The organism is Pseudomonas sp. Au-Pse12, assembly GCF_021341665.1.
Taxonomy (GTDB): domain Bacteria; phylum Pseudomonadota; class Gammaproteobacteria; order Pseudomonadales; family Pseudomonadaceae; genus Aquipseudomonas.
Map to the genome: position 1 here is coordinate 17,223 of NZ_JAJTTH010000016.1, position 13,269 is coordinate 30,491.

The 13,269-nt window shown below is 60.9% G+C and carries 13 protein-coding genes; 11 read left to right on the plus strand and 2 right to left on the minus strand.

Translation table 11 applies throughout. The features are described from left to right. Window position 1: 1 nt before the first annotated feature. From pilW to LXM55_RS30190, 11 genes are all read left to right on the plus strand, one after another. Window positions 2–760, plus strand: a complete 759-nt coding sequence (gene pilW, locus LXM55_RS30140) for a type IV pilus biogenesis/stability protein PilW (RefSeq protein ID WP_233323760.1) — start codon at window positions 2–4, stop codon at window positions 758–760. Then, window positions 760–1,782: a RodZ domain-containing protein gene (locus LXM55_RS30145; RefSeq protein ID WP_233323761.1), complete on the plus strand. Its 1,023-nt coding sequence runs from the start codon at window positions 760–762 to the stop codon at window positions 1,780–1,782. Before pilW ends, LXM55_RS30145 begins: the two co-directional genes overlap by 1 nt. Window positions 1,783–1,785: 3 nt before the next feature. Further along, window positions 1,786–2,895: a flavodoxin-dependent (E)-4-hydroxy-3-methylbut-2-enyl-diphosphate synthase gene (gene ispG / locus LXM55_RS30150; protein ID WP_233323762.1), complete on the plus strand. Its 1,110-nt coding sequence runs from the start codon at window positions 1,786–1,788 to the stop codon at window positions 2,893–2,895. A gap of 23 nt (window positions 2,896–2,918) precedes the next feature. Then, complete coding sequence (gene hisS / locus LXM55_RS30155; protein WP_233323763.1) at window positions 2,919–4,208, plus strand: histidine--tRNA ligase; 1,290 nt, start codon at window positions 2,919–2,921, stop codon at window positions 4,206–4,208. Between the two features lie 40 nt (window positions 4,209–4,248). Continuing rightward, window positions 4,249–4,890 (plus strand): tetratricopeptide repeat protein, encoded by a 642-nt coding sequence (locus tag LXM55_RS30160; RefSeq protein WP_123724699.1) that lies wholly within the window; start codon window positions 4,249–4,251, stop codon window positions 4,888–4,890. Next, window positions 4,883–6,034 carry an outer membrane protein assembly factor BamB gene (gene bamB / locus LXM55_RS30165; RefSeq protein ID WP_233323764.1) on the plus strand — a complete coding sequence of 384 codons (1,152 nt, stop codon included), beginning with the start codon at window positions 4,883–4,885 and terminating at the stop codon, window positions 6,032–6,034. The genes LXM55_RS30160 and bamB overlap by 8 nt, the downstream gene beginning before the upstream one ends. Window positions 6,035–6,083: 49 nt before the next feature. Further along, window positions 6,084–6,227: a hypothetical protein gene (locus tag LXM55_RS30170; protein ID WP_233323799.1), complete on the plus strand. Its 144-nt coding sequence runs from the start codon at window positions 6,084–6,086 to the stop codon at window positions 6,225–6,227. Between the two features lie 16 nt (window positions 6,228–6,243). Then, window positions 6,244–7,716: a ribosome biogenesis GTPase Der gene (gene der / locus LXM55_RS30175; protein ID WP_016968329.1), complete on the plus strand. Its 1,473-nt coding sequence runs from the start codon at window positions 6,244–6,246 to the stop codon at window positions 7,714–7,716. 187 nt (window positions 7,717–7,903) lie between these two features. Further along, window positions 7,904–9,052 (plus strand): pyridoxal phosphate-dependent aminotransferase, encoded by a 1,149-nt coding sequence (locus tag LXM55_RS30180; RefSeq protein WP_233323765.1) that lies wholly within the window; start codon window positions 7,904–7,906, stop codon window positions 9,050–9,052. Continuing rightward, window positions 9,040–9,831 carry an amidohydrolase gene (locus LXM55_RS30185; RefSeq protein WP_233323766.1) on the plus strand — a complete coding sequence of 264 codons (792 nt, stop codon included), beginning with the start codon at window positions 9,040–9,042 and terminating at the stop codon, window positions 9,829–9,831. Before LXM55_RS30180 ends, LXM55_RS30185 begins: the two co-directional genes overlap by 13 nt. A 94-nt stretch (window positions 9,832–9,925) precedes the next feature. Further along, complete coding sequence (locus LXM55_RS30190; RefSeq protein ID WP_233323767.1) at window positions 9,926–10,318, plus strand: hypothetical protein; 393 nt, start codon at window positions 9,926–9,928, stop codon at window positions 10,316–10,318. 93 nt (window positions 10,319–10,411) lie between these two features. On the opposite strand, the gene leuA is transcribed toward LXM55_RS30190, so the two are convergent. Continuing rightward, complete coding sequence (gene leuA, locus LXM55_RS30195) at window positions 10,412–12,091, minus strand: 2-isopropylmalate synthase (RefSeq protein ID WP_233323768.1); 1,680 nt, start codon at window positions 12,089–12,091, stop codon at window positions 10,412–10,414. 353 nt (window positions 12,092–12,444) lie between these two features. Next, entirely contained in the window at window positions 12,445–13,266 is an 822-nt protein-coding gene (locus LXM55_RS30200) for a peptidoglycan DD-metalloendopeptidase family protein (RefSeq protein WP_233323769.1), read from the minus strand. Window positions 13,267–13,269: the final 3 nt, after the last annotated feature.

The window sequence follows — 13,269 nt, forward strand, 5'->3', positions numbered from 1 at the left end:
CATGGCCCTGCGCTTTGCGCTGCTCCTGCTTGTTGCCAGCCTCTGCGCTGGCTGTGTTTTGTCGGGTGATTCAAACCCGATGAACACCAGCAAGGGCCGTGACGAGGCGCGTGATGCCTATGTGCAGTTGGGCCTGGGCTACTTGCAGCAGGGCATGAGCGAGCGAGCCAAGGTGCCACTGAAGAAGGCTCTGGAGCTGGCACCTGCCGATGCTGACGCCAACGCTGCCCTGGCGCTGGTATTCCAGGCCGAGATGGAGCCGGCGTTGGCCGATGAGCATTTTCGCCGGGCCTTGGCGGCGCGTCCGGACAGTGCCCGGATCCTCAATAACTACGGCAGCTTCCTGTTCCAGGAAAAACATTACAAAGAGGCTTATCAGCGTTTCGAGCAAGCAGCTGCTGATACTCTGTACCCGGAGCGTTCCCGGGTGTTTGAAAACCTCGGCATGACAGCTTCAAGGCTCGGTCAGCGTGATCTGGCACAGCTGCAACTGGAGAAAGCCCTGCGGCTCAATCACCAACAGCCTCGCGCGTTGCTGGAAATGGCTGAGTTGTCTTACGAAGACAGGCATTATGTGCCCGCGCGCGATTATTACGATCGTTTTAGCCTGCTCGGCGAGCAAAATGCACGTAGTCTATTGCTCGGCGTTCGGCTGGCAACGGTGTTCGAAGATCGCGACAAGGCCGCCAGTTACGGTCTGCAACTAAAACGACTTTATCCCGGTACGCCGGAATATCAGCAATACCTGTCGGAGCAATGATGAAAGCGGCGCATCCCGAAGTTCAAGCAGTGACCCGCGTAAACCCCGGTGAGACCCTGCGCCAGGGCCGCGAAAGCAATGGTTGGTCGCTGGCCGAAGTGGCCCACAAGCTCAACCTCACCGTGAGCTCCCTGAGCAATCTGGAAGCCGGCGCCTTCGACAAGCTGCCGGGGCACACCTTTGCCCGTGGCTATATCCGCGCCTACGCCAAGTTGCTGGGCATGGATCAGGCAATACTGGTCCAGGCGTTCGATCAATACACCGGCACCGACTCCCAGGGCAGCAACGTTCATGCGCTCGGCCGTATCGAAGAGCCGGTGCGGGTTTCCCACACCATCCTGCGTATCGTCAGCTTGCTGCTGCTGGTGGCGGTGGTCGGTGGCGGCTTCATCTGGTGGCAGGATCAGTCCTCCCAGCGAGGCAAGGAGCCAGTATCGCTGAGCCCCGAGCATGTCGAGGTCGAAGGGGCCGACGGCACCACCCAGATTCATCCGATCGACGAGCCTGAAGACCAGGCGGTTGCCGAAGGGCAAAGCGAAGCTGCGGACAACGCTGCGCAAGCCGAGAGCCAGGCCGCCGCCGAAGTGGCCGCCAATCAGGCGGCGCCGGTTGCAACCGCCCCGGCCGCGGCCCCGGTTGCGCCGGTTGTTCCTGCACATACCGCAGCGACCACCACTCCGGCCGTTACGGCTCCAGTGGTTCCAGCGCCTGCTCCGGCCAGCGTGCCTGTGGCGCCAGTCAATCCTGCCAGTGCAGCGGCGCCGAGTGCTCCAGTCGCCGGTTCGGGTCAGGTGCAGATCCAGTTCAATGCCGATTGCTGGGCTCAGGTCATCGATGGTAACGGCAAGATTCTGCTCAGCGCCCTCAAGCGCAAGGGCGAGAACGTTGATGTCAGCGGCAAGCCGCCTTTTGCCGTGCGTCTGGGGTATGCCCGTGGCGCACAAATCACTTACAACGGTCAGGCGGTGGATATCGCCCCGTTCACCAGTGGCGAGACCGCTCGCCTGAAGTTAGGTCAATAAGTCATGCACGGCGAATCTCCAATCAAACGTCGCGAGTCCCGCAAGATCTGGGTCGGCTCGGTACCGGTCGGCGGCGATGCACCGATCGCGGTGCAGAGCATGACCAACAGCGACACCAACGACGTGGCGGCAACCGTCGCCCAGATCAACCGCCTGGAAGCTGCCGGCGTCGACATCGTGCGGGTCTCGGTGCCGGACATGGACGCCGCCGAGGCGTTCGGCCGGATCAAGCAGCAGGTCAAGGTACCGCTGGTGGCCGATATTCACTTCGACTACAAGATCGCTTTGCGCGTAGCCGAACTGGGTGTCGACTGCCTGCGGATCAACCCGGGCAACATCGGTCGCGAAGACCGGGTGCGTGCGGTGGTGGATGCCGCACGTGATCGCGGGATTCCGATTCGCATCGGGGTCAACGCCGGTTCCCTGGAAAAAGACCTGCAGAAAAAATACGGCGAACCGACCCCGGCAGCACTGGTAGAGTCGGCGCTGCGTCACGTCGAGCACCTCGAGCGCCTGAATTTCCAGGACTTCAAGGTCAGCGTGAAGGCTTCCGATGTGTTCATGGCCGTCGAAGCCTACCGTTTGCTGGCCAAGGAAATCATCCAGCCGCTGCACCTGGGGATCACTGAAGCCGGTGGATTGCGTTCAGGCACAGTGAAATCCGCCGTCGGCCTCGGTATGCTGCTGGCCGAAGGGATTGGCGATACCATTCGCATCTCGTTGGCGGCCGACCCGGTCGAGGAAGTGAAGGTCGGCTACGACATTCTCAAATCCCTGCACCTGCGTTCCCGTGGCATCAACTTCATCGCCTGCCCGAGCTGCTCGCGGCAGAATTTCGATGTGGTGAAAACCATGAACGAGCTGGAAGGGCGCCTTGAAGACCTGCTGGTGCCGCTGGATGTTGCGGTGATCGGTTGCGTGGTCAACGGCCCGGGTGAAGCCAAAGAGGCGCACATCGGCCTGACCGGCGGTACACCGAATCTGATCTACATCGACGGCAAGCCGGCACAGAAACTGACCAATGACAATCTGGTGGAAGAGCTTGAAAAGCTGATCCGGCAGAAGGCGGCCGAAAAGGTCGAGGCCGACGCAGCGCTGATCGCTCGCGGCTAACCGAACGTATTTAAGGATTTTTTGTGAGCAAGTCTCTGCAAGCCATTCGTGGCATGAATGACATCCTGCCCGAGCAGACGCCCCTGTGGCGTTATTTCGAGGGCACCGTGGCGCGTCTGCTGGATAACTACGGTTACAAGCAGATTCGCATGCCGATCGTCGAGTTCACCGAGCTGTTCAAGCGTTCCATCGGTGAAGTGACCGACATCGTCGAAAAAGAGATGTACACCTTCGAAGACCGCAACGGCGACTCCCTGACCTTGCGTCCGGAAGGGACCGCGGCCTGTGTCCGGGCGGTGCTCGAGCACGGCATCACTGGCGGTGGCCAGGTGCAGAAACTGTGGTACATCGGCCCGATGTTCCGTCACGAGCGCCCGCAGAAAGGCCGTTATCGCCAGTTCCACCAGATCGGTTGCGAGGTTTTCAACCTTGACGGTCCGGACATCGATGCCGAGCTGATCGTGCTGACCTGGCGCCTGTGGGGCGAGCTGGGCATCCGCGATGCGGTCAAGCTTGAACTGAACAGCCTGGGTACCGCCGAGGCCCGTGCGCGTTATCGCGATGCGCTGGTGGCGTTCCTGTCGGCGCGCATGGACAAGCTGGATGAAGACAGCCAGCGGCGCTTGAAGACCAACCCGCTGCGCGTGCTCGATACCAAGAACCCGGACACTCAAGCCGTACTCGTGGACGCGCCGAAGCTGGCCGACTACCTGGACGAAGAGTCCCGTGTGCACTTCGAAGGCCTCAAGGCCCGACTGGATGCCGCGGGTATTCCTTATGTGATCAACCCGAAGCTGGTGCGCGGGCTGGATTACTACAGCAAGACCGTTTTCGAATGGGTTACCGACAAGCTCGGCGCCCAGGGCACTGTCTGCGCCGGCGGCCGTTATGACGGCCTGGTCGAGCAGATGGGGGGCAAGCCTACCTCGGGTGTTGGCTTCGCCATGGGGATCGAGCGCTTGGTACTGCTGCTGGAAACCCTGGAGCAGATCCCGGAAGAAATCTCGCGTCAGGTCGACGTTTACCTCTGCGCTTTCGGCGAGGCGGCTGAACTGGCCGCGTTGGCGTTGAGTGAGCGGGTTCGTGACCAGTTGCCGAACCTGCGTCTGCAGATCAATGCCGGTGCTGGCAGCTTCAAGAGCCAATTCAAGAAGGCCGACAAGAGTGGTGCGCTGTACGCGCTGATCCTCGGTGACGACGAACTGGCCCAGCAAGTGGTAGGTTTCAAACCCCTGCGTGGCCAGGGTGAACAACAAAGCATTGCCTGGGATGCGCTCGCCGCGCACCTGGCCACCTGCGTCGTGCAGGGTTGAAGCTGTCAAACAGCCGATTTAGCGAATAAGGAGTATTGGGGTGTCGAGTACCGAAGATGAACAGCTGGCGGAATTGAAGGACTGGTGGCAGCGTAACGGCAAACCCCTGGTGACTGGCGGCCTGCTGGCCCTGGTTATCGTGTTCGGCTGGCAAGCCTGGCACAAATATCAGAACAATCAGTCGCAAGGCGCTTCGGTGCTCTATCAGCAACTGCTGGAAACTACCCTGACGCCTGATGGCAAGCCGGATGCAGCCCGCGTTGCGGACCTGGCAGGCAAGCTCAACAGCGAGTTCGGTGGTACTGCCTATGCGCAGTACGGCAACCTGTTCGTGGCCAAAGTGGCAGTGGACACCGGCAAGCTGGACGACGCCGCGGCGCAACTCAAGGCCGTAGCCGACAAGCCCGCCAACCCGACCCTGGGTGAAGTGGCGCGTCAGCGTCTGGCCCAGGTGCTGGCGGCGCAGAACAAGGCCGACGAAGCCCTGAAGCTGCTCGATGGCGATGCCGACAAGGCATTCCTGGCGACCCGTGAAGAACTCAAGGGCGATCTGCTGGTCCAGTTGGGCCGTGTTGACGAAGCCCATGCGGCATACCAAAAAGCCAAGGCGGCGCTTTCGGATGAAGCGGCAGTCGGTGGCTTACAAATCAAGCTGGACGACCTGGCCAAAGGGGATGCATGACGTGATCCGTTGGAAACATGCAGCATTGCTGGCTCTGGCCTTGTTGGCCGCGGGTTGCAGCAGCAACAGCAAGAAAGAACTGCCGCCGGCGGAGCTGGTCGACTTCAAAGAAGAAGTGGTCCTGCACAAGCAGTGGAGCCGTTCGATCGGTGACGGTCAGGGCGAAACCTACAACATGCTGGTGCCGGCCATCGATGGTGACACCATCTATGCCGCCGACGTGACCGGTGTGGTGGTTTCCATGGATCGCATGAACGGCGACGTCAAATGGAAGAAAGATCTTGAACTGCCTGTTTCCGGCGCCGTGGGCGTGGGTTATGGCCTGGTCATGATCGGTACCCTGAAAGGCGAAGTGGTTGCCCTGGATGCTTCCAGCGGTGAAGAGAAATGGCGCGCCCGTGTCACCAGTGAAGTGCTGGCTCCGCCAGCCACCAACGGTGACGTGGTGGTGGTGCAGACCCAGGATGATCGGGTGATTGGTCTTGAAGCCAGCACCGGCCATCAGATCTGGTTGTACGACAGCACCCCGGCGGTCCTGACCCTGCGTGGCACCAGTGCCCCGCTGGCGACCAACCGCCTGGCCCTGGCCGGCTTGTCGACCGGCAAGGTGGTGGCCCTGGATATCCGCAACGGCGTGCCGGTGTGGGAGCAGCGTATCGCTATTCCACAAGGTCGTTCCGAACTCGATCGCGTAGTGGACATCGACGGCGGCCTGCTGCTGTCCGGTGGCACCTTGTATGTCGCCAGCTACCAGGGGCGTGTGGTTGCCCTGGACCTGGAGAGCGGTCGTCCGCTGTGGCAGCGTGATGCCTCCAGCTACGCCGGTGTTGCTCAGGGGTTCGGCAGTGTTTATGTCAGCCTGTCCTCGGGTACCGTGGAAGGCGTGGATGAGCGCTCGACCACTGCCCTGTGGAGCAACGATTCCCTGGCTCGCCGTCAACTCTCGGCACCGGAAGTTTTCTCCAGCTACGTAGCGGTGGGCGACCTGGAAGGTTACCTGCACCTGCTGAGCCAGGTTGACGGTCGTTTCGTCGGCCGTGAGCGCATCGACAGCGATGGCCTGCGGGCCCGTCCGCTGGTGGTGGGCGACATGATCTATGTGTATGGCAACAGCGGCAAACTGGAAGCCCTGACCATCAAGTAATGGTTTGACTATGCTTGGGGGGACCCCCAAGCGAACTGCAGGAGCGGGCTTGCTCGCGATGGATGCCAAAGGTGACGCCAGCTTGCTGGACGAGCGCGGCGCCATGGAGTTAATCGCGAGCAAGCTCGCTCCTACAGTGCTGCCCCGAGCACCAGCCGCTGCCACGCAGCGGCTTTTGTATTTTCTGAATTAACGCAGTGGAGAGCCGCATGGTTCCCGTAATCGCCCTGGTGGGCCGACCTAACGTCGGCAAGTCCACCTTGTTCAACCGCCTGACTCGGACTCGCGACGCCATTGTCGGCGACCTGTCCGGTCTGACCCGTGATCGCCAATACGGTGAGGCCAAGTGGCAAGGGCGTACCTATATTCTGATCGACACCGGTGGTATTTCCGGTGACGAGCATGGCATGGACGAAAAGATGGCTGAGCAGTCGCTGCTGGCCATTGAAGAAGCTGATGTGGTGTTGTTCCTGGTGGACGCCAAGGCCGGGTTTACCGCGGCCGACCAGATGATCGGCGAGCACCTGCGCAAACGTAACAAGACCTCCTACGTGATTGCCAACAAGGTCGACAACATTGACCCGGACATGGCCCGCGCCGAGTTCGCGCCACTGGGCATGGGCGATGCGATCCCGATCGCCGGTGCTCATGGCCGCGGCATCACCCAGATGCTGGAAATCGCCCTGCGCGAATTCCCCAAGGATGACGCCGACGAGCCGGAAGAAGGCGAGGAAGAGATCGTCGCTGAAGGCGAGGAAGCCAAGCGCATTCCGGGCCCGAGCGAGAAAGACGGAATCAAGATCGCCATCATCGGTCGTCCCAACGTGGGCAAATCCACTCTGGTCAACCGCATGCTTGGTGAAGACCGGGTAATCGTCTACGACCAACCCGGTACCACCCGCGACAGCATCTACATCCCGTTCGAGCGCAACGACGAGAAGTACACGCTGATCGACACCGCCGGTGTGCGCAAGCGCGGCAAGATCCACGAGGAAGTCGAAAAATTCTCGGTGGTCAAAACCCTGCAAGCGATCAAAGACGCCAACGTGGTGATCTTCGTCATGGACGCCCGCGAAGGCGTGGTGGATCACGACCTGAACCTGCTGGGCTTCGCCCTGGAAGCCGGGCGGGCCCTGGTGATCGCTCTGAACAAGTGGGACGGCATGCAGCCGAGCGAACGCGACTACGTGAAGACCGAGCTGCAACGCCGGTTGTTCTTCGTCGACTTCGCCGATATCCACTTCATTTCGGCGCTGCACGGCACGGGCGTGGGCAACCTCTACCAGTCGGTGCAGAACTCGTTCAAGTCGGCGGTGACCCGCTGGCCGACCAGCCGCCTGACGCAGATCCTCGAAGACGCTGTTGGCGAGCACGCGCCGCCCATGGTCAACAACCGTCGGATCAAGCTGCGCTACGCCCACTTGGGCGGTGCCAACCCGCCACTGATCGTGATCCACGGCAACCAGGTGGAGAAGGTGCCGAAGTCCTACGTGCGCTACCTGGAAAACACCTACCGCCGGGTGTTGAAGCTGGTGGGCACGCCGATCCGTATCGAGTTCAAAGGTGGCGAGAACCCGTACGAAGGCAACAAGAACACGCTCACCGACCGCCAGGTCAACAAGAAGCGTCGCTTGATGTCGCACCACAAGAAGGCCGACAAGAAGCGCCGCGACAAGCGCTAAAAAGCAGCAGCGAGCTGCAAGGGACGAGCTGCAAGTGAGGGTAGCGAAGTCTTGCCGCTCGTGGCTTGTAGCTTGAAGCAGCGACTAAAGAAGGGGCCTTGGGGCCCCTTTTTTAATCGCCGCGCTTTGGGCTATTCTCGGGACCTCCCGCGCCGCCGTAGAGCCGGGTGTTCAGCAGGGAACCCTCATGATCACCAGTAAGCTGCCGAATGTCGGCACCACCATCTTCACGCAAATGTCCCAGCTCGCGGTGGAAACCGGAGCGCTCAACCTGTCCCAGGGTTTTCCTGATTTCGATGGCCCGCAAGCCTTGCGCGATGCGGTTGGCTGGCATATCGCCAATGGCCATAACCAGTACGCCCCCATGACTGGCCTGCCGGCCTTGCGTCAGCAGGTAGCGGCAAAGATCGCCCGCAGTTATGGCGTCCAGGTCGATGCAGACGCTGAAGTGACCATCACCCCGGGCGCGACCCAGGCGATCTTTTGCGCGATCCATGCGGTGATCCAGCGCGGTGACGAAGTCATTGTGTTCGACCCCAGTTATGACAGCTATGAACCGGCGGTGGAGCTGGCAGGCGGGCGCTGCGTGCATGTGCCGTTGGCAGGGCAGGGCTTTGCCCTCGATTGGCAGAAGCTCGGCGAAGCCCTGAGTTCGCGCACGCGGATGATCATCCTCAACTCGCCGCACAATCCCAGTGGCGCCTTGATCAGCCGGGCCGAACTGGACCAACTGGCGGCGTTGATCCGTGATCGCGATATCTACCTGGTCAGTGACGAGGTCTATGAACACCTGGTGTTCGATGGCGTGCCTCATGTCAGTGTGCTGGCCCATGAGGAGCTGTATCAGCGTGCCTTTGTAGTCAGTTCGTTCGGTAAAACCTATCACGTGACTGGCTGGAAGACCGGCTATGTCGTGGCGCCACCGGCCTTGAGCGCCGAGCTGCGCAAGGTGCATCAATATGTCAGCTTCTGCGGCGTGACCCCTTTGCAGTACGCTCTGGCGGACTTCATGGCCGAGCACCCGGAGCATGTCGAGGAATTGCCGGCTTTTTACCAGGCCAAGCGTGATCTGTTCTGCGATCTGTTGAGCGCATCGCGCTTCGGTTTTACCCGGGTGACCGGTACCTACTTTCAACTGGTGGACTATTCGCAGATTCGTCCAGACTTGAACGATGTCGACATGGCGAAATGGATGACCCGCGAACATGGCGTGGCAGCCATTCCGGTGTCGGTGTTCTATCAGCAGCCGCCGCAGGGGCAGCGTCTGGTACGGCTGTGTTTCGCCAAACGCGAGGAGACGCTGCGTCAGGCAGCGGAGAAGCTATGCGTGATCTGAGTGCATTACCCGATCTGAATCTGGCGTTGATTCAGACCACCCTGGCCTGGCATGACCGTCAGGCCAACTTCGAGCATTTCGAGCAGTTGCTGGAGCAGGCCCGGGGTGCGGATCTGATCATCCTGCCGGAGATGTTCACTACCGGATTTTCCATGGAGTCCGCGACCCTTGCGGAAGCGGAGAATGGCCCCACCAGCAAATGGCTGCGCAGCCAGGCGAAAAAGCTGGATGCAGTGATTACCGGCAGTGTGATCATCCAGGCCGCAGACGGCAGCCACCGTAATCGCCTGCTCTGGGCACGTCCTGACGGTGAGGTCTGGCACTACGACAAGCGACATCTCTTTCGCATGGCCGGCGAGCACAATCACTACACGCCGGGCGAGCGGCAGGTGCAGTTCGAGCTCAAGGGCTGGCGTGTGCGCCCGTTGATTTGCTACGACCTGCGGTTCCCGGTTTGGAGTCGCGACGCGCAGGACACCGATCTGCTGCTCTACACCGCCAACTGGCCGGGTGCCCGGCGCCTGCACTGGAACCGTCTGCTGCCGGCCCGGGCCATTGAAAACCTCTGCTACGTTGCGGCAGTGAACCGGGTAGGCACTGACGGCAAAGGCTTTGTCTATACCGGGGACAGCCAGGTACTGGATTACCAGGGCGAAACCCTGCTCAGCGCCGGAGAAGCCGATGGTGTGTTCCAGGTGTGCCTGAGCGCGGGTGAACTGGCGGACTACCGTGCACGTTTTCCGGCGAATCTTGACGCCGATACCTTCATGTTCACTTAGGATCGCTTCAGCTCAGCACAATTTTTTACACGTTGTGAATATCAAGCTTCAAGGATGAAGGCCGATAGCCGGATCAGTTCAGGAGGAATCAAGCATGACCACCATTACCGCCAACATCGTCAATCCTTACCCGTTGTCCGCGCCCAAAGCGGCATCGGCTGAAGCCGAAGGCACCAACCCGCTGGCGCCAGTGGACGAAAGCCAGGACAAGGAGCTGCGGGTCAACTCTGGCGACGCCAGTATCGATGCCATCACGGCGGGTGGTGATCCGGTCAAGGCGCTGCAGAAACAGATCGAGCAGACCCAGAAAATCCTGACTGAACAGCAAGCACAACTGGCCAATGTGCAGAAAGGCCAGGCCAGTGACGAGCAGAAAGCCCAGCAAATGATGGAAGTCCAGGCGCAGATCGCCGTGACCAATAGCACCTTGCAGGTGCTGCAAGCGGCTTTGCTGCAGGCCATGTTCAGTGTCGATGTGCATGCCTGAAGCAAGCAGCAGGTTCTAGCGGACGCGTTTCTGGCCCGACATGAAAAAGGCCCCGAGGAGTCAGACTCCTCGGGGCCTTTTGCTACGGCCGCTTTAAGCCGCCTTGGCTTCCTGCTCGCTCAGGGAGCGGTTCAGGGCACTGAACAGCGCCTTGAAGCTGGCCGTGGTGATGTTTTCGTCGATGCCCACGCCGTGGACCGCACGTTCACCGTTGACCCGCAGTTCGATGTAGGCCGCTGCCTTGGCGTTGGTGCCGGCGCCGATGGCGTGTTCGTTGTAGTCCATGATCTCCACCGGAACCGGCAGGCCGGCCACCAGGGCTTCCAGGGCACCGTTGCCCTTGCCGCGCCAGTGCAGGTTGGTTTCGCCCTGGCCCTTGCTCGACACTTCCACTTCCACGGCGCTGTGGCCGTTTTCTTCTTGCAGGCGATGGCTGACCAGCGCGTACGGGGTGTTGGCCTGCAAGTACTCGCTGTGCAACAGCGCGTGGATCTGCTGGGCGGTCATTTCCAGGCCCAGGCGATCGGTTTCCCGCTGCACCACCTGGCTGAATTCGATCTGCATGCGGCGCGGCAAGCTGATGCCGTATTCCTGCTCCAGCAGGTAGGCGATACCGCCCTTGCCCGACTGACTGTTGACGCGGATGACCGCCTCGTAGCTGCGACCGATGTCGGCCGGGTCGATCGGCAAGTACGGCACTTCCCACAAGCCGTCGGCCTTCTGTTGGGCGAAGCCCTTGCGAATCGCGTCCTGGTGAGAGCCGGAGAAGGCGGTGTGGACCAGGTCACCGACATATGGGTGACGCGGGTGCACGGCAATCTGGTTGCACTCTTCCACCACTTTGCGCACGCCGTCGATGTCGGAGAAATCCAGCTCCGGGTTGACGCCCTGGGTGTAGAGGTTCAAGGCCACGGTGACCAGGTCGACGTTGCCGGTACGTTCGCCATTGCCGAACAGGCAGCCTTCGACACGGTCGGCGCCGGCCATCAGGCCCAACTCGGTGGCGGCTACGCCGGTGCCACGGTCGTTGTGGGTGTGCAGGCTGATGAGCACGCTGTTGCGACGATTGATGTGGCGGCAGAACCACTCGATCTGGTCGGCGTAGATGTTCGGCGTTGCCACTTCAACGGTGGCCGGCAGGTTGAGGATCACCTTGTTGGTCGGTGTCGCGTTCCAGACTTCCACCACGGCGTCGCAGACTTCCTTGGCAAACTCCAGTTCGGTGGCGCTGAAGGTCTCTGGCGAGTACTCGAACTGCCACTGGGTTTCCGGCTGCTGAGCGGCGTATTTGACGAACAGCTTGGCGGCGTTTACCGCGATTTCCTTCACACCGGCCTTGTCCTGATTGAAGACAATGCGGCGGAACGACGGGCTGGTGGCGTTGTACAGGTGGACGATGGCTTTCTTCGCCCCACGCAAGGATTCGAACGTACGGGCAATCAGGTCTTCACGGGCCTGGGTCAACACCTGGATGGTGGTGTCGTCCGGGATGTGGCCGCCTTCGATCAGGGTGCGCACGAAGTCGAAGTCGGTTTGCGAAGCCGCTGGGAACGACGCTTCGATTTCCTTCACGCCCACGGCTACCAGGGTCTTCCAGAAGCGCAGTTTCTTGACCGCATCCATCGGCTCGATCAGCGACTGGTTGCCATCACGCAAGTCCGAGCTGCACCAGATCGGCGCGCGGGTGATGGTCTTCGACGGCCAGGTGCGGTCAGGCAAGTTGATGGTCGGAAACGCGCGGTACTTGGACGATGGGTCTTTGAGCATGGTCATGGAGAAATCCTTATGGTCCGGGCCGAGAAGAGGCGGCCTGCCGGTGAGTCAAGAGTGAGGTTGACGCAGGGGGATGAGGCACCGCGATTCAGCCTGGCAGTCGTGCGCTGACGAGGCAGAGGCTCCGGTGTTGACGACGCTGAATGAGGGTGTGAGAGGTTTTCATGTGCTCAACCCTAACCACTGGGGTGAGAGATGGCAAGCAGTCGAAAAAAATTGAGAGGAATACTCGTAATTGAAGCTATATCGAGATTTTATGCTGTCTATTCTTTGAAAGAATACCAGCGATTGCGCAGTCGTCCTGGCCTGCGCAATCCTTGTCGGGGCAGCTTTCCGGCGAACCGGCTTCGCACTCAGGGCTGAAACGCCCCGATAAAGATCGCCGGATCGACCCGAGCATCGTTCAGGCTGACGTTCCAGTGCATGTGCGGGCCCGTGGCGCGCCCGGTCGAACCCACTTTGCCCACCACTGCTCCGCGAGCCAGCGACTGGCCAACCCTCACGTCGATCTTCGACATGTGGCAGAACATGCTGATAAAGCCCTGGCCATGGTCGACGAACACGGTGTTGCCGTTGAAGAAGTAGTTGCCGATCAGGATCACCTTGCCGGCTGCCGGAGTCTTGATCGGCGTGCCTGCCGGCACCGCGAAGTCCAGGCCCGCATGAGGGTTGCGCTCTTCGCCGTTGAAGAACCGGCGCACGCCGAACTTGCTCGACAGGGGCCCGTTCACCGGCTTGTCCAGCAGCAGATTGCTCGGGGTGTTGGGGCTGAAGCTGCGGTAGGCGCGGATCTGCTCCGCCAGTTCGCCATCGATGCGCTTGAGGTCCGCCGGGTTCGGATTGACCTGGCGCTGGTTCTTCAGGGTGATGTGCTGTTCGGGATATTTCTTGCTGCCCACCACGAAGTTCAGGCTGCGCCCATTGGCGTTCACTTGTTGAGGACCAGGCTTGACCGTCAGCGGAATGCCGACAATCGCCAGCCAGTTGTTCTGCTCCTTCACCACCAGCACTGGTTTGCCTTGATAGCTGGCCTTGGGCGCCTGGGCGGCGCTGCCCAGGTCGACCACCGCTACGCCTCCGGGCACAGGTTTGTTCAACAAGCGGGTGATGTAGCTGTCGGCGTGAGCATTGAAGGCCAGGCACAGCAACAGCAGGGAGCAGAGAAAACGCGGCATGGA

What these genes read in the sequence shown, in the direction of transcription:
- pilW (WP_233323760.1), top strand. Translation starts at nt 2, where the DNA reads ATGGCCCTGCGCTTTGCGCTGCTCCTGCTTGTTGCCAGCCTCTGCGCT.
- LXM55_RS30145 (WP_233323761.1), top strand. Translation starts at nt 760, where the DNA reads ATGAAAGCGGCGCATCCCGAAGTTCAAGCAGTGACCCGCGTAAACCCC.
- ispG (WP_233323762.1), top strand. Translation starts at nt 1,786, where the DNA reads ATGCACGGCGAATCTCCAATCAAACGTCGCGAGTCCCGCAAGATCTGG.
- bamB (WP_233323764.1), top strand. Translation starts at nt 4,883, where the DNA reads ATGCATGACGTGATCCGTTGGAAACATGCAGCATTGCTGGCTCTGGCC.
- der (WP_016968329.1), top strand. Translation starts at nt 6,244, where the DNA reads ATGGTTCCCGTAATCGCCCTGGTGGGCCGACCTAACGTCGGCAAGTCC.
- LXM55_RS30180 (WP_233323765.1), top strand. Translation starts at nt 7,904, where the DNA reads ATGATCACCAGTAAGCTGCCGAATGTCGGCACCACCATCTTCACGCAA.
- LXM55_RS30185 (WP_233323766.1), top strand. Translation starts at nt 9,040, where the DNA reads ATGCGTGATCTGAGTGCATTACCCGATCTGAATCTGGCGTTGATTCAG.
- LXM55_RS30190 (WP_233323767.1), top strand. Translation starts at nt 9,926, where the DNA reads ATGACCACCATTACCGCCAACATCGTCAATCCTTACCCGTTGTCCGCG.
- leuA (WP_233323768.1), bottom strand. Translation starts at nt 12,091, where the DNA reads ATGACCATGCTCAAAGACCCATCGTCCAAGTACCGCGCGTTTCCGACC.
- LXM55_RS30200 (WP_233323769.1), bottom strand. Translation starts at nt 13,266, where the DNA reads ATGCCGCGTTTTCTCTGCTCCCTGCTGTTGCTGTGCCTGGCCTTCAAT.